15 protein-coding genes are annotated in these 18,343 nt (G+C 65.2%); 6 read left to right on the top strand and 9 right to left on the bottom strand.

Annotated features, from left to right (window positions below; genetic code table 11):
• Window position 1 precedes the first annotated feature (1 nt).
• A complete protein-coding gene (locus H8F01_RS09010) occupies window positions 2–1,033 on the top strand; it encodes an HlyD family secretion protein (RefSeq protein ID WP_187059224.1) in 1,032 nt (343 codons plus the stop codon).
• A gap of 121 nt (window positions 1,034–1,154) precedes the next feature.
• Window positions 1,155–2,549 carry a CDP-diacylglycerol--serine O-phosphatidyltransferase gene (gene pssA, locus H8F01_RS09005; RefSeq protein ID WP_222615740.1) on the top strand — a complete coding sequence of 465 codons (1,395 nt, stop codon included), beginning with the start codon at window positions 1,155–1,157 and terminating at the stop codon, window positions 2,547–2,549.
• Window positions 2,550–3,165: 616 nt separating this feature from the next.
• On the opposite strand, the gene H8F01_RS09000 is transcribed toward pssA, so the two are convergent.
• Together H8F01_RS09000 and H8F01_RS08995 are read right to left on the bottom strand one after the other, a co-directional pair.
• The gene (locus H8F01_RS09000; RefSeq protein WP_187058694.1) at window positions 3,166–3,762 is read right to left on the bottom strand and encodes a GNAT family N-acetyltransferase; all 597 of its coding nucleotides are present in this window, start codon (window positions 3,760–3,762) and stop codon (window positions 3,166–3,168) included.
• A 22-nt stretch (window positions 3,763–3,784) separates the two neighbouring features.
• Window positions 3,785–3,991 (bottom strand): YdcH family protein, encoded by a 207-nt coding sequence (locus tag H8F01_RS08995; RefSeq protein WP_187058693.1) that lies wholly within the window; start codon window positions 3,989–3,991, stop codon window positions 3,785–3,787.
• A 252-nt stretch (window positions 3,992–4,243) separates the two neighbouring features.
• Here H8F01_RS08995 and ttcA point away from each other — a divergent pair, with 252 nt between their 5' ends.
• The 4 genes from ttcA to H8F01_RS08975 all read left to right on the top strand — a co-directional run bounded on the left by ttcA (window position 4,244) and on the right by H8F01_RS08975 (window position 8,278).
• Window positions 4,244–5,131, top strand: a complete 888-nt coding sequence (gene ttcA / locus H8F01_RS08990) for a tRNA 2-thiocytidine(32) synthetase TtcA (protein WP_187058692.1) — start codon at window positions 4,244–4,246, stop codon at window positions 5,129–5,131.
• 4 nt (window positions 5,132–5,135) lie between these two features.
• Window positions 5,136–6,335 carry an amino acid aminotransferase gene (locus H8F01_RS08985; protein ID WP_187058691.1) on the top strand — a complete coding sequence of 400 codons (1,200 nt, stop codon included), beginning with the start codon at window positions 5,136–5,138 and terminating at the stop codon, window positions 6,333–6,335.
• A 123-nt stretch (window positions 6,336–6,458) separates the two neighbouring features.
• A complete protein-coding gene (locus H8F01_RS08980; RefSeq protein ID WP_187058690.1) occupies window positions 6,459–7,376 on the top strand; it encodes a recombination-associated protein RdgC in 918 nt (305 codons plus the stop codon).
• 131 nt (window positions 7,377–7,507) lie between these two features.
• The gene (locus tag H8F01_RS08975; RefSeq protein WP_187058689.1) at window positions 7,508–8,278 is read left to right on the top strand and encodes a M48 family metallopeptidase; all 771 of its coding nucleotides are present in this window, start codon (window positions 7,508–7,510) and stop codon (window positions 8,276–8,278) included.
• A gap of 64 nt (window positions 8,279–8,342) precedes the next feature.
• On the opposite strand, the gene H8F01_RS08970 is transcribed toward H8F01_RS08975, so the two are convergent.
• The 7 genes from H8F01_RS08970 to H8F01_RS08940 all read right to left on the bottom strand — a co-directional run bounded on the left by H8F01_RS08970 (window position 8,343) and on the right by H8F01_RS08940 (window position 18,332).
• Window positions 8,343–9,074, bottom strand: a complete 732-nt coding sequence (locus tag H8F01_RS08970) for a hypothetical protein (RefSeq protein WP_187058688.1) — start codon at window positions 9,072–9,074, stop codon at window positions 8,343–8,345.
• Window positions 9,075–9,167: 93 nt separating this feature from the next.
• Window positions 9,168–11,114, bottom strand: coding sequence for an O-linked N-acetylglucosamine transferase family protein (locus H8F01_RS08965; RefSeq protein ID WP_187058687.1), 1,947 nt, complete (start codon window positions 11,112–11,114; stop codon window positions 9,168–9,170).
• Window positions 11,115–11,453: 339 nt separating this feature from the next.
• Window positions 11,454–12,458, bottom strand: a complete 1,005-nt coding sequence (locus H8F01_RS08960) for an alpha/beta fold hydrolase (protein ID WP_187058686.1) — start codon at window positions 12,456–12,458, stop codon at window positions 11,454–11,456.
• Window positions 12,459–12,533: 75 nt separating this feature from the next.
• Window positions 12,534–14,396 carry a M1 family metallopeptidase gene (locus H8F01_RS08955; protein ID WP_187058685.1) on the bottom strand — a complete coding sequence of 621 codons (1,863 nt, stop codon included), beginning with the start codon at window positions 14,394–14,396 and terminating at the stop codon, window positions 12,534–12,536.
• A gap of 178 nt (window positions 14,397–14,574) precedes the next feature.
• Entirely contained in the window at window positions 14,575–14,895 is a 321-nt protein-coding gene (locus H8F01_RS08950) for an EF-hand domain-containing protein (protein WP_187058684.1), read from the bottom strand.
• Between the two features lie 192 nt (window positions 14,896–15,087).
• Window positions 15,088–16,776, bottom strand: coding sequence for an acid phosphatase (acpA, locus tag H8F01_RS08945; protein ID WP_187058683.1), 1,689 nt, complete (start codon window positions 16,774–16,776; stop codon window positions 15,088–15,090).
• Window positions 16,773–18,332, bottom strand: coding sequence for a S10 family peptidase (locus H8F01_RS08940; protein WP_187058682.1), 1,560 nt, complete (start codon window positions 18,330–18,332; stop codon window positions 16,773–16,775). The genes acpA and H8F01_RS08940 overlap by 4 nt, the downstream gene beginning before the upstream one ends.
• Window positions 18,333–18,343: the final 11 nt, after the last annotated feature.

Genomic DNA, 18,343 nt, shown 5'->3' with positions numbered 1-18,343 from the left:
CATGAAAATCCAGCCCCAAGCCCTGCTTCGCTTTGCCATCACCGCGGTTGTCGTGATCGTGGCACTCGTGCTCTGCCACCTGCTGTGGCGGCACTACATGTACTCGCCCTGGACCCGTGACGGTCGCGTCCGCGCCGAAGTGGTGCGCATCGCGCCCGACGTCTCCGGCCTGGTCACCCGCGTACCGGTGATCGACAACCAGGAAGTGAAGAAGGGCGAGGTGCTCTTCGAGATCGACCCGCAGCGCTTCCAGATCGCCGAGCAGCAGGCCGAGGCCAACCTCAACGCCGCCAAGGCCGCCGCGCGTGCCGCCGGCGCCAACATCGACGCCGTGCTGGCCAGCGCCGCCGCGCGCAAGGCCGAGTACGACATGCGCCAGGAACAGGCGCAACGCCGCCAGGATCTGGCGGACGTGGTGCCGAAGGAAGAACGCACCGACGCCAAGTCCGCTGCTGCCACGGCCCGCGCCGTGTGGGAACAGGCCCAGGCCAGCGGCAACCAGGCGCACGCCACGCGCGAGCAGGCCGAGGCCGCCGTAGTGCAGGCCCAGGTCGCGCTTGACCGCGCCAAGCTGGACCTGGAGCGCACCGAAGTGCGCGCACCGGTGGACGGCTACGTGACCAACCTGGATGTGCGCGTGGGCGACTACGCCGCCACCGGCAGCCCGCGCCTGGCGCTGATCGACCGCCACAGCTACTACATCTACGGCTACTTCGAGGAAACCAAGCTGCCGCACCTGCGCATCGGCGATCCGGTGCAGATCCGCCTGATGAGCGGCGGCACGCAGCTGAAGGGCCACATCATCGGCGTGGCGCGCGGCATCACCGATCGCGACAACCCGACCGGCCGCGACCTGCTGGCGGACGTGAACCCCACCTTCAACTGGGTGCGCCTTGCGCAGCGCGTGCCGGTGCGTATCCAGATCGACGAGGACAGCATTCCCAAGGATGTGATCCTCGCCGCCGGCATGACCGCCAGCATCGACGTGCAGCCGCGCCGCGTGCTGGACAAGGACCAGCAGGCACAGAAGTAACGCAAAACCCCCGTAGGAGCGCACTTGTGCGCAGCTGCCTTACGAAATCGTGACGGCGACGTCGCGGTCGCGTGCAAGCACGCTCCTACACCCCGGCGCGAGGTTGATACCATGGCGCCCCATGAATCGACCGCTACCCTCGCCACGCAGCCTTGCCCGCCGACTGCTCGCCCTGCGCCGGCGGCGTGGGCCCGACCTGTCCGCGCGCGTGAGTTTCGCCGTGCCGGCGGAGGCGATCACCACCCTCGACGGTCCTTCCGCGTTCCGTGAAACGCTGCTGTCGCTGATCGCCCAGGCGCAACGGCGCATCGTGCTGGTGGCCCTCTACCTGCAGGACGACGACGCCGGTCGCGAGGTGCTCGAAGCTTTGCACGCCGCCCGCGCCGCGCGGCCCGACCTTTCCGTGGAGGTCTACGTCGACTGGCATCGCGCGCGTCGCGGCCTGATCGGCAAGGGCAGCAGCGAAGGCAATGCCGCCATGTATCGCCAGTACGCCGAACGCTTCGGCGATGGCGTAGTGATCCGCGGCGTGCCGGTGCAGACGCGCGAACTCTTCGGCGTGCTGCATCTGAAAGGCTTCGTGATCGACGACACGGTGCTCTACAGCGGCGCCAGCCTCAACGACGTCTATCTGGCGAAGCACGGCCGCTACCGCCTCGATCGCTACCATCTCATCCGCCACCCGGCGCTGGCGGACAGCATGGTGGACTTCGTGCACCGGCAGTTCGGCGATGCCGAGGCCGTGCCGCGACTGGATCGCCTGCCGCAACCGCGCTCCCGCGAGCTGCAGGAACCCATCCGCCGCCTGCGCCAGTCACTGCAACAGGCGCAGTACACCGGCACGACCGAAGTGCCGCGCCATGGCGACGTCACCGTCATTCCGCTCGCGGGTCTGGGGCGCGACGACAACGCGCTCAATGAAACTTTGCTGGACCTGCTGCGTGGCGCGCAGCGCCGGGTGATCCTGCTCACGCCGTACTTCAACCTGCCGCGCCCGGTGCGTGCCGTGATCGGCCAGCTGCTGCGCCGGGGTTGCCAGCTGGACATCATGGTGGGTGACAAGACCGCCAACGATTTCTACATCCCGCCCGAGCAGCCATTCAGCCGCATCGGCCTGCTGCCCTATCTGTACGAGGCCAACCTGCGCCGCTTCGCCCGCTCGCACCAGCGTGCCATCGACAGCGGGCAGCTCAATCTGTGGCTGTGGCGCGACGGCGACAACACCTATCACCTCAAGGGCCTGTTCGTGGATGAGGAGATTGCCGTGCTCACCGGCAACAACCTCAATCCCCGCGCCTGGGCGCTCGATCTGGAGAACGGCCTGCTGCTGCGTGACCAGTCGCGCCAGCTCATGGCGCAGCACGAAGCGGAATGGCTTGCGCTGCGCAGCCACGCCACGCGGGTGGCGCACTACCGTGATTTGCCGGGTGCCCGCAGTTATCCGCCGGAAGTGCGCAAGTTGCTGAAGCGATTGACGCGCGTGCGGCTGGATCGGTTGATCGGGCGTTTGCTCTGACCGAAAACAGACGACAGATCTTCCTGTAGGAGCCCGCTTGCGTGGGGACACCCCGACCGAGCGGAAACACAGCGGCGGTGTGGTCGCGCACAAGTGCGCTCCTACAAAAGACGGATGCAGCGCGCTGAAGGCGTGCGGTTTCTTTGTAGGAGCCCACCCTGTGGGCGACCATCCTGCGGAGCGGCGTTGCCGGTACGCCGCGATCGCGCACAGGGTGCGCTCCTACAAAAAAGGGCGTCGTGCGTTGAAGGGTGCATGGCCTTTCTGTAGGAGCCCGCTTGCGGGCGACATCCTGGCCGAGCGGAAACATCACGGCGGTGCGATCGCGCACAAGTGCGCTCCTACAAAAAACGGATGCAGCGCGCTGAACGAGTGCGGTTTCTTTGTAGGAGCCCACCCTGTGGGCGACCATCCTGCGGAGCGGCGTTGCCGGTGCGCTGCGATCGCGCACAAGTGCGCTCCTACAAAAAAAGGGCTTCGCGCGTTGAAGGGTGCATGGCCTTTCTGTAGGAGCCCGCTTGCGGGCGACAGACCGACGGAGCGGAGATATCGTGGCGCCGCCGTCGCGCACAGGGGTGCGCTTCCACCAGCTTCAAAGCCTCGGGTGGCGCGTTGATCAGCCCGCCAGGCGCGCCAGCCGCATCGCCAGCCAGCGCGCGACATCCGGCCACTCGTTGTCGATCACGCTGAAGCACACGGTGTGGCGCAGCGTGCCGTCGGGGCGGCGCTTGTGGTTGCGCAGCACGCCTTCGCGGACGGCACCGAGGCGTTCGATGGCGCGCTGCGAATCCAGGTTGCGGTGGTCGGTGTGAAACTCCACGGCGACGCAGCCCAGTTGTTCGAAAGCATGCTGCAGCAACAGGCGCTTGCAGGCGGTGTTGAGGTGGCTTTTCTGCCAGCGCCTGGCGTACCAGGTGTAGCCGATGGCCACGCGACGCGGATCGTTCACGAAGTCGTAGAAGCGCGTCGTGCCGACGATGTCGCCGCTGCTTTTTTCACGCACGACAAATGGCAACATCAGCCCGGCGTTCTGGCCTTCCAGCGCCTTGGCGATATAGCCCGCGGCGTCTCCCGGTGCGGGCGCGCTGGTAAACCACAGCTTCCACAGCTCGCCATCGGCCGCGGCGGCCTCGAGGGCCGGGGCGTGGTCGGGCGTCATGGGTTCGAGGGCAACGTGGGCGTCTTCCAGCAGGACAGGCGTCAGCGCGGGCATCGGTGCTCCGGGGAGGAAACGTTCAGGCGTCCAGATCGGGAATCAGCTTGCTTTCCAGCCGCGCAATGTGGTCCTTCAGCAGCAGCTTGCGCTTCTTCATACGGGTCAGCTGCAGCTCGTCGCGGCTGAACGACGCGGCGAGATGCTCGATGGCCACGTCGAGGTCGCGATGTTCAACGCGCAACTCGGCCAGCAGATGGGCGATATCGGCTTGGTCCTGGACCTGCATGACGGCGGTTTGGCTGGGGAAACCTCGACAGTGTAACTCCGCGGGGCCCCCGGGGGCCTTCCGGCCATCACCCGGACGGCCGGTCTGTTTGCCCGCGGCTCAGCGTCGCGCCATCGCCACGGGCCGCCGGCCTGCCGTCGCTGTCGCAGCCACCCTCTGCCGGCAAACCGATGCGGTGGCTCCGTTGCCGAATGGGGCAGAGCATCCCGGGTCAGGCGGCTACAATAGGGAGCCCCCCCGTCCTGATCGACCATGTCCGCCCAGCCTGACGCCCCCCGCAAGCAGCAACACGAGGCCGCCAGGCTGGTCAAGCGCTTGCGTCACCAGGTGGGCCAGGCCATTGCCGACTTCAACATGATCGAAGAGGGCGACAAGGTCATGGTGTGCCTGTCTGGCGGCAAGGACTCCTACACCCTGCTGGACCTGTTGCTTTCCCTGCAGGCGAAGGCGCCGGTGCATTTCGAGCTGGTCGCGGTGAACCTGGACCAGAAGCAGCCGGGTTTCCCGGCGCACGTGCTCCCGGAGTACCTGACCGCCCGCGGCGTGCCGTTCCATATCATCGAGCAGGACACCTACAGCACGGTCACCCGCGTCATTCCGGAAGGAAAGACCATGTGCAGCCTGTGCTCGCGCCTGCGGCGCGGCGCGCTATACCAATGGGCGGCGGCCAACGGCGTCACCAGGATCGCGCTGGGCCACCATCGCGACGACATCCTGGGCACCTTCTTCCTGAACCTGTTCTACCAGGCGCAGCTCAAGGCCATGCCGCCCAAGCTGCGCTCGGACGATGGCCGCCATGTGGTGATCCGCCCGCTGGCCTACTGCAGGGAAAGCGATATCGCCGCCTATGCCGAGGCGCGCGAGTTCCCGATCATTCCCTGTAATCTCTGCGGTTCGCAGGAAAACCTGCAACGCAAGGCAGTAAGGCGCATGATGGAGGACTGGGAAACGACCCAGCCCGGCCGCGCCGAGAATATTTTCCGTGCGCTGGGCAGCGTGTCACCCTCCCAGCTCGCCGATCGCAATCTGTTCGACTTCGCGTCGCTGGGCGCACGCGAAGGTGTCGACCGCGCCGATGCGCATCAGTGGCTTGCCGGTACGCCGGACGAGTCGTCACTCCAACAAAAACCAGTCGAGTAACGCCGTGTCCCTTTTTGCATCCGTTGAAATGACCCCGGGCGATCCGATCCTGGGACTCACCGAGGCCTATCTGGCCGACAACCGCTCCCACAAGGTCAACCTGGGCGTGGGCATTTATTACGACGAGCAGGGCCGCATTCCGCTGCTGCGCGCCGTGAGCGAGGTGGAGAAAGCGCTGGCGCTGGAAGCCAAGCCGCGCGGTTACCTGCCCATCGACGGCATGCCGGCATACAACACCGCCACCCAGAAACTGGTGTTCGGCGACGATTCCCCGCTGCTGGCCGCCGGCCGCGTGGCCACCTCGCAGACCATCGGTGGCAGCGGTGCGCTGCGCATTGGCGCTGACCTGCTGAAGAAGGTGTTGCCCACCGCCAAGGTCGCCATCAGCAACCCGAGCTGGGAAAACCACCGCGTGGTGTTCAATGCCGCCGGTTTCGAGGTGGTGGACTACGCCTATTACGACGCTGCCACGCACGGCCTGGATTTCACCGGCATGCTGGCCGACCTGGGCAAGCTGGAGCCGGGCACCATCGTGCTGCTGCACGCGTGCTGCCATAACCCGACCGGCGTGGATCTCACCGCCGAACAGTGGCAGCAGGTGGTGGACCTGGTGAAGGACCGCGGCCTGATGCCGTTCATCGACATGGCCTACCAGGGCTTTGACGAAGGCATCGACGCCGACGCCACCGCGGTGCGCCTGTTCGCGGCTTCCGGCATCGACGCGTTCGTGGTCGCCAACTCGTACTCCAAGTCGTTCTCGCTGTATGGCGAGCGCGTGGGTGCGCTCTCCGTGGTGGGCAAGGACCGTGACGAAGCGCTGCGCGTGCAGTCGCTGGTCAAGCGCACCATCCGCTCCAACTACTCCAGCCCGGCCACGCACGGCGGCGCGCTGGTCTCCGGCGTGCTCAACAGCAAGGAGCTGAAGGCCATGTGGGAGCAGGAGCTGGGCGAGATGCGCGAGCGCATCCACGCCATGCGCGCCGGCATGGTGGAGAAGCTGGCCGCCGCGGGTGCCCCGCAGTTCGGCTTCATCCAGCAGCAGGCGGGCATGTTCTCGTACTCGGGCCTCAGCAAGGCCCAGGTCGACCGACTGCGCGAGGAATACGCCATCTACGCCATCGGCACCGGCCGTATCTGCGTTGCCGCGCTCAACTGCAACAACCTCGACACGGTGGTGAACGCGGTGGCTGCCGTCAGCCGCTAAGCTCCAACCTCCCTCACCGTCGTCCCCGCGAAGGCGGGGACCCAGTGACTTTGGGTGCCCCTTAAGGACGCTGGATCCCCGCCTTCGCGGGGATGACGGCAAAGAAACAAGCACGGATACCGAATGTTCTTCCGCAATCTCACGCTGTTCCGCTTTTCCCCCGCCGTTGCCGACGACCTCAAGCGCCTGGACGATGTCCTGGGCGAATACCGCCTGCGCCCCTGCGGTCCCATGGAAATGGGCACCAAGGGCTTCGTGCCGCCGGTGGGCAAGGGCGAGGAAGCCGCGCTCACCCACGTCGTGAACGCCTGCACCATGGTCACCGTGGGCAGCGAGGACAAGCTGCTCCCGGGCGCCGTGGTAAACGACGAACTTCACCGCCGAGTGCAGAAGATCGCCGAAGAAGAAGGCCGCAAGGTCGGTGGCCGCGAGCGCAAGCGCCTCAAGGAAGACGTGCTCAACGAGCTGGTGCCGCGCGCCTTCATCCGCAGCTCCCGCCAGCGCGCCTACGTGGACAAGAAAAACGGCTGGCTGGTGCTGGATACCTCCAGTCGCAAGTCCGCTGAGAACACGCTCACCCAGATGCGCGAGGCGCTGGGCAGCTTCCCGGCCGTCCCGCTCGCGCCGGAAGAAGGCCCGCGCGTGCTGATGACCGACTGGCTCGCCAACGGCAACCTGCCGGCCGGTCTGGCCTTCGGTGACGAAGTGGAGCTGCGCGACCCGGCTTCGGCCACCGGCGCCATCGCCAAGTGCCGCCGCCAGGATCTGGACGGCGAAGAAGTGAAAGAGCACCTGCGCAACGGCAAGCAGGTGTTCCAGCTGGGTCTCACCTTCGATGAGCGCATGAGCTTCGTGCTGGGCGAGGACCTGATCGTCCGCAAGCTGAAGTTCCTGGACGTGGTGGTGGACGAGTTGGGCGACAGCCACCCCGATGCCGCCGCCGAGGCGGATGCCACCTTCGCCCTGCTCACGCTGGAGCTGGAGCGCCTGCTGGGCAAGCTGGAAGAGTGGTTCGGCCTGCCGCGCCCGGCCGAGGCCTGAGCCCTAGGGACCCGTCCCGGCCGTATGGTCGGGGCGGTCACCGGGCCGTCTTGCGAACCCTGCATGCTCCCCCCACATTTCCTTTGGGAAACTAATGGGCCTGGACGCCAAGAAGTACTAGGGCGGGGAACATGACGCAGCATCTTGAAGGCGATTGGCTCGAACTGGCCACCGCAAGTGGCAGCACCATCCGTGTGCTCAAGGCGGCGCATCCGCGCGCGCGCCGCTTGCGCCTCACCGTAACGCCCAAGGGCGCGCGCGTGTCGTATCCACACGGCACGCATCCCGCGCAGGTGAGTGCGTTCCTCCGGCATCACGCCGACTGGCTCGAACGCAAGCTCGACGAGCTGCACCTCATCGTCAAACCCCTGCCGCCGCTGCACGTGGGCACGCCGACGGAATTCCCGCTGCGCGGCGAAACCGTCATGCTGGACTGGGCCGACGGTGCGTATCCGAAAGTGGAAGCCGGCGACGGCACGCTCACCCTGGTGATTCCACGCCCGCATACGCGCGCGCTGCCCGTGGCGCGCGGACTGCTCGCCTCGTATCTCGAAACACAGATGCGTCGCGACGTGTCGCGCTGGCTCGCGACCTACGTGCCGCAGCTTGGCCTGGCACCCACCGCGTTGCGCGTGCGCCCCATGAAAAGCCTGTGGGGCAGCCTGGATACGCGTGATCGCATCAACCTTGATCTCGCCCTGGCGCTCGCGCCGCCCAACGCACTGAAATACGTGCTGGCGCACGAACTCTGCCACCTCAAGGTACGCAGCCATGCGCCGCGCTTCTGGGCGCAGGTGGAAGCGCTGTTTCCCGAATGGAAAGAGCAGCGCGACTGGCTGCGCCTCAATGGCGCGTGGCTGAAGACGGAACTGGATCGGTTGATTGCCGACGTAGCGGACTGACAGGCACTGCCCGCTGGTATCGACATGCCCTGGCCGTCGATTTCCCGACGTCGCGGGTAAAGGATCACTCCCGGATAAACAGGCCGTCCGGACCGGTTGCTCCTTCAACGCCCACGATCGGGATTTCTCGCAGGTAAGGGCCATCGAAATACTTCAGAAGCAAGTGCTCAATATCGCGGTACTGTCCCTGCTGATGGCAGCCCATGAAGTCCTCGACCATGAGGTTGTAGCGAAAATAGACCAGGCGCGTCTTGCTCGCCGGCCATGACCAGCAACGGCTCATGACCTGCTCGGAAAGTCCGCCGGTGCTCTGGGTGGTGAAGTGACTTGGCCAGCGATGACCTAAGACATAAGCGTCGTCGACCGACGGACCCAGGTGCGCAGCCAAACTGAAGTTTTCATTTAGAACGTAACGGCCGCTCATCTTGAATACGCGCCCGATGCCGTCAAGCAACGGCGCGTGATCATTCAACAGCAGCTGGAGCGCGCTGCAGAAAACAACCAGCTCAGTGGCGTTCTTGACGATATCCCAGTTGTCCCCGGAAGCCGCATAGATGTCGCGGACCCTGGGGTCGGGGTGGAAGTTGAAGATATCGTTGGCATGGGCCTGAAGGATTTCAGTCTCATCATCGCTGATGGAGCGTTCGCCGCTGCACTCGAGCAGCACCATCCTTGCGCCGGGCGCGTGGGTGCGAATGCTTTCAAGCGTTCGAATTGTCTGCGCCAGACGTTCGTCAGCGGTGTGGATGCCATGCTTCGTATGGATGGCCGAAGTGACTAGAAACAGAATGGACATATCAACACCCGTCGAAGAACGGAACTGGCTTGCACCGGAAGTGGGTCTTCTCGCGGGTAGGTCTTCCCGGTTGAAAGCCTCCGTCGCGGATCCTCAGTGATGCTGCGTGCCGCACCACTCCGTCCACATCTGGCGATAAGCCGCCTCCATGCCACGCGCGAAGCGCACGCCATCCATCAGTGGTGAGGCTTCCATGCGTGCACGCAGTCCGGCGCGCAGCTCGGCCAACGCTGGAAGATTCGATGCCAGTCGCGTTGCGCAGGTAACAAATCCGGCATCGGTGGCGGCGGCCAGTTCCGACAAGCCGATGTTGGAAAGCAACGAGTAGCCGGCACGGCTGGCCGGCATCGTGCCGATGATCGTCGCCACCGGCACGCCCATCCAGAGTGCGTCGAGGCTGGTGGTGTGGCCGTTGTAGGGAAAGACATCCAGTGCGATGTCGATGCTCTGGTAGGTGCGCAGATAGTCCTCGCGCTTCTGGAAGCGCACCAGAGTAAGGCGTGAGCCATCGATACCGAGCTGCTCGAATTTCTTCTGCACGATGTCGCGGGCGCTGCCATCGGGCAGCAACAGCAGAAGGCGTGACCGTGGAACGTTGTGCAGCACCTGCGCCCACAGCGCAAACGTACGGTCGGTCAGCTTGTGTGGATTGTTCAGGCAACCAAACGTGACGTAGCCATTCTGTGTCGCCGGCAGCGGGCCGGGTTCGGATTCCGTCGTCAGCGGGTCGTAACACCAGAACGTGTCGGGCAATCGAATGGAACGTTCGCTATAGCGGCCATCGGCACCCGCGTCGTCGGGCGGGTCCAGCCAGGGGTCGGTGAGCCGGTATCCGATGGCTTTGCTGCCCGTGGTCCCGGGATACGCCAGCCAGGCCACCTGCACCGGCGCGGGACGGCGCGCGAACAGCAGCGGGCGCCCGTTGGACATGTGCATGGTCAGGTCGACCAGGATGTCGATCTGGTCATCCAGGATCTGCAGCGCAAGCCGGTCGTCGTCCAGTGATGACACGTCACGCCAGACATCGACAAGGGCCGCGAGCTGCTGGGTGACTGCATCCGGGTTCTTGACACTGGCGTAGCCAAACACTTCCACCTCGGCATGATCGTGGTGTTTCAGCAGCGGCGTCATGAACAGGCTCTGGCAGTGCTCGCGGAAATCCGGCGACACATAACCAATGCGGAGCCGCCGTGATGGAGTGGGATCGTTCGGGTACGCGATGGTGGTGCGTAGAAAAGGTTCTTCAAAGTGGGCCGTCAGCGCACGGCATTCGTTCAATACGGCGTGGCCATCCTCGCTTGCGAAGATCTGCAGATAGGCCAGATTGACGCGGCAGGAGAGGTTGTCCGGGTCGAGCTGGACGGCGTGCTGCACATGGCCCACCGCCAGGCCCGGATTGCCGATGCCCTTGGACATGGCTACATTGCCGAGCGCGAAGTGGGCGATCGCCCAGTGTGGATGGCGTTCCACGACAGCGCTTGCATAGCTCTCTGCTTCGTCTACCCGATTGGACATGCGCAGCAAATCCGCCAGCTTGAGGGCGGCCAGGGCGTGATGCGCATCGAGCTCGAGTGTCCGGCGTAATTGCTGCTCCGCCTCTGCATGTTCACCGAGGGTGATGAGAACGCTGCCAAGAAGGTGGTAGACATGGGCCGACACGGCGCCGTGCGCGATCGCCTGCCGAAGTGCATCCACGGCCTCGTTGCACCGCCCTGCCTCCGCAAGCAACTGACCCAGATTGCACCACGATGCGGCGAGCGTCGGCTGGATGGTCAGCGCCGTGCGGAAAGCAAGCTCGGCATCGCGGGATCTTCCAAGCACCGCCAGTTCAGCACCAACGCTGTTCTGTGCATCGGCCCAATCCGGGGCAAGCGCGGCCGCCTGTTGAAAAGCGGCCAGGGCCTCTTCATGCCGCGCCTGCTGCGAAAGCACCAGGCCGCGATGGAAGTGAGCGTCGGAGGAATGCGGGTCTTGTGCTCCCGCGCGTTCGTCGCCGGTCGGGATGGACGGTGCATCCGTCCGCGGTTCCGCAGGGGTCATGAGGTGAAATCCTTGGCATGCCAATCGCTAGGCGACGGACACTACAAGAACAGGATTTCACCGTGGTTCGGATGCCGCTCGGTATCGAGGAAACAAGACGTTTCTTATAACCGTCGGTGCGACGGGTCGATGGCCTGCTGTCAGTGCGCGCCCAGGCAAACCCTGCATGTCTTCATCGAACTCACCGAATGTCGCGGGCCTCGCTGCCCGGTTGGGTGAAGCACTGCCGTTCGTGGGAGGCTAGGTCGGTGGGTTCCGGGTCGTCAAGGCAGCGATGCCGTGAGCCGCCGGTGCCTGTACACCGACGACCCGCGAATCATCACCAGCTCTGACGCGACCTCAATGCGACAACGCAAACATCGTGATGATGCGTGCCGTCTCTTCCGGCTTCTCCAGGATCGGCATGTGGTTGCAGCCGGTGAGCGTGCTGGCGCTGATGGCGGCGGCGTTCTTCAGGCCGTTGCGCAGGCTGTCCAGTGCGGAGATGTCGATGATCTTGTCGTCATGGCACCACAGGCCGAGCACCGGCATCTGCAGTTTGTCCAGGCGGTTCTGCAGGGCGAGGTACTGCGACGGGTCGCGCAGTTCGTTGAAGGTGTGATCGATGAACGCGCGGTTTTCCTGGTTGCGCTGGATCAGCACGTCCTGGAAGCGGCCGGGAATATCCAGCGGCTTGGCGAAAGCCCATGCCGTGGCCTTGGCAAACTGCTCGCGGTTGTCGAATACGAACGGGTTGGTGCCTGCCATGGCGAGGCGCGAGAAGTCGTTTTCGTTGCTCTTGAGGCCGAAGGAGTCGAGCAGGGCGAGTTCGGCCACATGCTCGGGGTGCTCCGCTGCGTACACGCCGGCAATGGCGCCGCCCATCGAATGGCCGATCAGCACGACCTTCGGCAGGTGCAGCGCTTCAATGAAGGCCTGCAGGCGCGAGGCCTGTGCATCGATGTTGTAGCTCGCACCGTCGACGCGGCTGGAGTCGCCCCAGCCCGGCAGGTCCGGCGCTATCACGTGGAAGTGGGGCGTCAGCTGTTCCATCTGCTTGAGCCACACCTCCTTGCTGGCGGCAAAGCCGTGGAGCATCAGCAGGGTGGGGCCTTCGCCACCTTCGAAGTACACCCACTTGGTGTCACCCACCTGCACCGAGTGCTTGTCCACGTGCGCGGCCATGGCTTCGCGCTTCACTTCGGCGCTCATCAGCCATTGCGGGGCAAACAGGTAAGAGCCGCCCAGCAGCACGGCAATCACGAGGGCAACGTAGCCGAGGAATTTGAGCCGCCGCAGCGCGAGCCGCTGCCACAGCGGGCGCGTCGGGGCGGACGTGGCGGGCGTCGTTTTCTTGTTAGCCATGGGGAAACCGTCAGTAGGAAACGCAGCTATCGATGGCGACGCGCGCCCCCTTTTGCAAGGAGGCGCGCGCAAGGCTTACTTGGTGGTGCCCTTCTTCGCCTTGGCGATGACCGATTCCACCGCTTCCTGCGTCAACGGGTGGTAACCGCCCTTGGCCTTGGCATACACCTGCTCGGCAAAGGCCAGGCCTTCGGGCGTCTTCACGAAAACCTTGTACAGCGGCATGGTCAGGTACAGGCGGCCGATGCGCGTCATGTGTTCGGCGGCGGCCGGCCACACATCCTTGTCGCCCGCGGCGATGGCGTGCTTGTACCAGCGCATGCCGATCTCGGCGTTTGGCGTGCCGGTGAGATGCCACGCAGCATCGATCTGCTTGATCTTCTCCAGCGGCGTCACGTCCGGCAGGCCGTCGAGGAAGTACATCCATTCCTGCGTGTTCCAGCTCTTCGCATCGAGCTTGTCGGCTGCGAGCGAGCCGGCGAGGAACGAGGCTCGCTCCTTGTCGATGGCGTTGAAGCGCGGGGAATCGGGCAGCGGCGCATCCTTGGGCACGCCCGGTTCGTACACCCATTGCTGCACTTCGTCCCAGCTCATCTTGCCCGGGTTCTTGTCGAACAGATTGGCCTTCAGGTACGCAAGCATCTGTTCGGTGTCGATGCTCTGGAAGGCGAAGTGTGCGAAATAGCCCTTCAGGTACGCATCGAACGTTTCACGGCCGAAGCGCTGCTCCAGCGTGCGCAGGAACCAGCTGCCCTTGTCGTACGGCACTTCGGAGATGGAATCGTCCGCGCCGATGCCCGGCTTGGGCGCGAGGCGCTGCGCGTTCTCGGCAATGGCCTTGTCCTTGATGGACTTTTCCAGGCCGCGTGCGGAAATCAGCGCCTCCTCGTCAGCCAGCGTCTTGCCGTACACCGCTTCGGTGATGCGGCCCTGCACGTAGGTGGTGAAACCTTCGTTGAGCCAGATGTCGCGCCACGCGGCGCTGGTCACCAGGTTGCCGGACCACGAGTGGGCCAGTTCATGCGAAATCACCGAGACCAGGCTCTTGTCGCCCACCAGCAGGGTCGGCGTGGCGAAGGTCATGTTGGGGTTTTCCATGCCGCCGAACGGGAACGAGGGCGGCAGCACCAGCAAGTCGTAGCGGCCCCAGGCGTACGGGCCATACAGCGACTCGGCGGTCTTGATCAGCTTCTCCGTGTCCTCGAATTCCTTGGCGGCCTTGCCGACGATGCTCGGCTCGGCATACACGGCCGAGCGCGGGCCGGTTTCCTTCGCGGCGATGTCGCCTGCCGCAATGGCCAGCAGGTACGAGGGAATCGGGTGCGGCTGGCTGAACTTGAAGTCGCCATCCAGCGGATGGTTGGCATCGTTCAGCGCGCTCATCACCACGCGCACGTTCTTCGGTGCGGTGACGTGGGCGTCATAGGTGAAGCGGATGGCCGGCGAATCCTGCAGCGGCACCCAGGAGCGCGCGTGGATGGATTCGGACTGCGAGAACATGAAGGGCAGCTTCTTGTCCGCGGTCTGCTCGGGGGGCAGCCACTGCAGGCCCGATGCGGTGGGCGCAGTGGTATAGACAATGCGCACCTGCGAGGGATGCTGCGGCGTGGCGATGGTGAGCTTGCTGCCCAGTTCCTTGTCGCTTGGCGCCAGCGCGTACTTCAGCGCGCTGGCCTTGCCGGCGGCATCGATGCCCTCGACGCTGGCGATCTTCAGGTCACGCGTATCGAGCACCAGCGACTGCGCCTTGGGGTTCGTCCAGTCCAGCTTCAGCGTGGCCTGGCCATTGAGCTGCTTGTGCGGAAAGTCCACCTTCAGGTCCAGGTCCAGGTGGGTCACGCGGACCTGGTCAGGCTGGGCGTAGGAGTGCGGATCGGCGGCGAAGGCGCTCAGCGGCAGCGCAAGCGCGCCAAAGGCAAGGAGGTGGAACGGGCGCATCGGGGTCACTCCATCTACGGAAGCGCCGAGTATGCCACTGGCGGCCGGCTGGCCGCGGGTGCGGATGGTCACCCCGGCGCCGGGCAGCCCGGTGGGAGCGCACCCCGTGCGCGACGGGCACTCCCGAAGGTATGGCCTGTCGCGCACAGGGTGCGCTCCCACCAGGGAGGAAAGCGGGTTAGTGGGTGGATGCTGCCGGTGCCGGCGCCGGTGCGCCCTGCGGACGCTGCAGCGACCCGATGTAGTCAGCCACGTCCTGCTTGGACACCACGCCGCGGTGGTTCTTGTCGATGGCGTCGAAATGGGCGCGAATGAACGGTACCGGACCTTTTTCGGCCTCTTCCTTCGTCAACAGGCCGTCCTTGTTCTTGTCGGCGATGTCGAAGTTCTTCGCGGCGTTCTGCACCTGGTTGGCAATGGGGCCCAGGCCGGTCTGCGCATGGCTGGCAGTGGCAGCAAGAGCGGCGAGCGCGGCGATGACGAGTAGGGTGTGGCGCATGGTGGAACTCTCTCCCTGAAAGGCGGGCGGAGTATGTCACCGGGAACGTGAGCACTTCGTTCTCCCCACGCTGGCGCTTGCGCCGGGATTCAGCCTTCTCGCTGCCCCTGCAGGAGCGCACCCTGTGCGCGACGTGCGTTCCCTTGGGGGGAGCACGTCGCGCACAGGGTGCTCCCACGGGAGTCGCCGGTGTTACGCCTTCAGATCCAGCGCGTTGGTGAGATCTCCCGGCGGCGGGCCGCCGGCGGCCACCATGGCGTCCTCGCGCATGGTCAGGCCAGGCAGCTTCTCCAGCCCGAAGCGGCGGGTAAGGAAGCGCGCGATGGAGCCGGTGTCGTAGATGGTGTGGTCCACGTGACCCTTCTTGGCCAGCGGCGACACGATCAGCGCGGGAATGCGCGAACCCGGACCCCAGCGGTCGCCCTTGGGCGGCGCCACGTGATCCCACCAGCCGCCGTTCTCGTCGACGGTGATGATGACCAGGGTGTGCTTCCACGCCGACGACTTCTGCAACGCGTTCACGATGGTCATGACGTGCCGGTCACCCGTGTCCACGTCCGAGTAACCCGCGTGCATGTTCAGGTCGCCCTGCGGCTTGTAGAAGCTCACCGCAGGCAGGCGATTGGCCTTGATGTCGGCAAGGAAGTGGTTGGTCTTCGACGTTTCGCCGACGCCGGCATCGCGCAGATGCTGCTTTCGTGCCTCGCTGCCCGGCGCGAAGCTCTTGAAGTAGTTCAGCGGTTGATGGTGGATCTGGAAGTTGGGGCGCTGCGGGAACTGGTGTTCGTCGCCATCGCCCTTGCCGTCCAGTGCCAGCTGCCACGCACCGGCGTACCACGCCCAGTCCACGCCCTTGGCCGACAGCGCGTCGCCGATGGTCTTGTGCAGCTGCGGCGGCAAGGTGTTGGGGCTGTCTTCCGAAGCCAGTTCCGGGTGCGTGCCTGACGCCGTGCTGGTCGGCTGGTAGGGCGGCATCATGGTGTTCACGGCCCAGAAATCGGGCGTGAGCTGGCTGCGCGAGGCGTACTTCGCCTTGCCCTGCATGGCGCTGCCCGGGGAGTCGCTGGCCAGCTTCAGGCGCGTATCGTCGGCCTTGCCGCTTTCGGTCACGGCGATGTTGAACTGCGCGGGGCTCTTGTCCGCATCCGGATAGAACGGCGGTTGCGCGGCCACCAGGTACTGGTGGTTGAGGAACGAGCCGCCGAACGCGCCCATGAACCAGTTGTCGCACAGCGTGTACTGCTGCGCGAGCTGCCAAAGGCGAAGGTTCGAAGCGCTGTCTTCGTAATGGCCCATCACCATGGCGCCGGTATCGCCCCAGGCAACGAAGCCGTCGTTCTTGCCACCGTTGATCTGGCGCTGGTTCTCGTAGAACGCATGCACCAGGTCGCGCGTCACCACGCCGTGCGGCAGCGGGTCACCGTTGCCGGTGCGCAGTGCCCACGGCACGTTCGGCAAACCGGTGAGGTCGTCTTCCATCACCTGGTAGGTGCGATGGTTCACCGTCTGCTTGTGCGGCGCCAACCCATGCCAGACCGGCGGCAGGGTCTTCAGCACCGTGCCGTCGCGATCGCGCTGCAGGTAATCGTCGGGCTTGAGTGCGCTGAGCGGCTTCTCCACGCCCGGGAATTCGGCGAACAGATTGTTGAAGCTGCGGTTCTCCAAGTAGATCACCACCACCTTCTGCACCTGCTTGCGCAGTGCTTCGTCGATCGCGGCCGGCGCCACGGGGGCGGCCGATTCGGCCGCCGCCAGCGTGTCGGTGCCGCCCAGTGCCAGCGCGGCGCCGCCCAGCGCAAGGCCGCCAAGCAGGCGGCGTCGCGAGGGGTCTACGGGTTGTTCTTCAGGTGCATCGGGGGAATGCGGGGGAAGCTTGGTCACGGTGCTGCGTCATCGTAGAAACGGGAAAGGTCCGCCTTGCTCGCCTGCAGCGACGTCTGGTCCAGGTAGATCATGTGGCCAGAGGGGTAGAAGCCGTAGGAGATGTTCTTGCGCTCGGTCGGTTCCAGCCCGAGATGGGTCAGGTCGAATTCGGTCGCATAGAACGGCGTGGCAAGGTCATAGTACCCGTTTGCGGAGAACACCTTCAGGTGAGGGTTGCGGCGCATGGCGTCGCCCAGGTCGTCGCCCACGTAGGTGGCCTGCAGCCAGCCGCCGTTCTTCTTGCGCTTCCAGTCCCAGTTGCGGCCGATGGCGGCGTAGTTGTTGGGCAGGTACGCACGGTCGTCCGTGAACTTCAGCTCCGTGGCGGCGTACTGGTTGAACGCGGCCACGTAGGCGCCGGTGATGGCGTCGCTGGCGGTGTCGCCGTCGGGGGTTTCGCCGGCGGCGTCCGGGTCGATGCCCTGGAAACGGCCATCCAGACGGCCAACCGTAAGGCGCTCGTTGCGCAGCAGCTCCTTGCGGAAACGGCTTGGGCTGACGCGCAGGTTGGCTTCCTTGATGTACTGCGGCGACAAACCGAGGTAACGGCTCATCTGGCTGGCCACGCGGTCGGCTTCCGTCGGATCGATGGCATCGCCCTTGGCCAGCGCCAGGGTGTAGTCGCCCGAAGCGAAGCGGCGAACCTCAGCGAGGAACGTATTGATGTCGGCCGGCTTGTTCGGCACCTTGTTGTGATACCAGGCAATCGCCGCTTCGGTGGGCAGGTTCACCACGTAGCCGTGGTCGATGCCCGGTGCGGCTACCGAGAAGTCCAGGATCGATGACATCAGGACCACGCCGTTGAACTCCATGCCGCTTTCCTGCAGCGACTTCACCAGCACGGCCGAGCGCGTGGTGCCGTAGCTTTCGCCGAACAGGAACTTCGGCGAGTTCCAGCGGTTGTTCACGCTGACATAGCGGGTGATGAACTTGTTGAACGCTTCGGCGTCCTGGTCCACGCCCCACACGTCCTTGCCTTCGGTCTTGCCGACCAGGCGCGAATAGCCCGTGCCGGGCGCATCGATGAACACCAGGTCGCTCTTGTCCAGCAGGCTCTGCTCGTTCGGCACCCAGCGATACGGCGCCGGCGGAATCGGCTTGTCGCCATCGTTGGCCACGCGTACCGGGCCATAGGAGCCCATGTGCAGCCACATCGACGACGAACCCGGGCCGCCGTTGTAGAAGAACGTCACCGGGCGCTTGTTGTTCTTGCCGCCGTCGGCCGTGTAAGCGACGTAGAAGAAGCTCACCGTGGGCTTGCCCTTGTCATCGCGGATGGTCATGCGGCCCGCGGTAGCGGTGTAGCTGATGGTGCGGTTGCCCACGCGCACGCTGTGCTTGGTGACGGACGCATGCTCGGGCGGTGCCGGCTGGTCGTTGTCGTCGGTCTTCTTGTCCTTGTCGCCCTGCTCGGACTTGGGCGCGTCCTTGGGCGTGTCGGCGGCGTGCAGCGGCAGGGCGCCCAGGGCGAGCAACGTGGCGAGTGCGAGAGAAGCGAGGGGAAGCTGGCGCATGTTGTTTGATT

This window comes from Dyella telluris (assembly GCF_014297575.1).
In the GTDB taxonomy this organism is placed as follows: Bacteria; Pseudomonadota; Gammaproteobacteria; order Xanthomonadales; family Rhodanobacteraceae; genus Dyella; species Dyella telluris.
The sequence above is the reverse complement of the archived record's forward strand: the minus strand, read 5'-3'. Positions and strand labels throughout refer to the sequence as shown.

Excerpts from the sequence above, each read along its gene's own strand:
- H8F01_RS08965 (WP_187058687.1), bottom strand. The coding sequence starts at position 11,114 with ATGACCCCTGCGGAACCGCGGACGGATGCACCGTCCATCCCGACCGGC.
- H8F01_RS08950 (WP_187058684.1), bottom strand. The coding sequence starts at position 14,895 with ATGCGCCACACCCTACTCGTCATCGCCGCGCTCGCCGCTCTTGCTGCC.
- H8F01_RS08995 (WP_187058693.1), bottom strand. The coding sequence starts at position 3,991 with ATGCAGGTCCAGGACCAAGCCGATATCGCCCATCTGCTGGCCGAGTTG.
- H8F01_RS08960 (WP_187058686.1), bottom strand. The coding sequence starts at position 12,458 with ATGGCTAACAAGAAAACGACGCCCGCCACGTCCGCCCCGACGCGCCCG.
- H8F01_RS08975 (WP_187058689.1), top strand. The coding sequence starts at position 7,508 with ATGACGCAGCATCTTGAAGGCGATTGGCTCGAACTGGCCACCGCAAGT.
- H8F01_RS09010 (WP_187059224.1), top strand. The coding sequence starts at position 2 with ATGAAAATCCAGCCCCAAGCCCTGCTTCGCTTTGCCATCACCGCGGTT.
- pssA (WP_222615740.1), top strand. The coding sequence starts at position 1,155 with ATGAATCGACCGCTACCCTCGCCACGCAGCCTTGCCCGCCGACTGCTC.
- H8F01_RS08940 (WP_187058682.1), bottom strand. The coding sequence starts at position 18,332 with ATGCGCCAGCTTCCCCTCGCTTCTCTCGCACTCGCCACGTTGCTCGCC.
- H8F01_RS08970 (WP_187058688.1), bottom strand. The coding sequence starts at position 9,074 with ATGTCCATTCTGTTTCTAGTCACTTCGGCCATCCATACGAAGCATGGC.
- H8F01_RS08980 (WP_187058690.1), top strand. The coding sequence starts at position 6,459 with ATGTTCTTCCGCAATCTCACGCTGTTCCGCTTTTCCCCCGCCGTTGCC.
- H8F01_RS08955 (WP_187058685.1), bottom strand. The coding sequence starts at position 14,396 with ATGCGCCCGTTCCACCTCCTTGCCTTTGGCGCGCTTGCGCTGCCGCTG.
- ttcA (WP_187058692.1), top strand. The coding sequence starts at position 4,244 with ATGTCCGCCCAGCCTGACGCCCCCCGCAAGCAGCAACACGAGGCCGCC.
- H8F01_RS09000 (WP_187058694.1), bottom strand. The coding sequence starts at position 3,762 with ATGCCCGCGCTGACGCCTGTCCTGCTGGAAGACGCCCACGTTGCCCTC.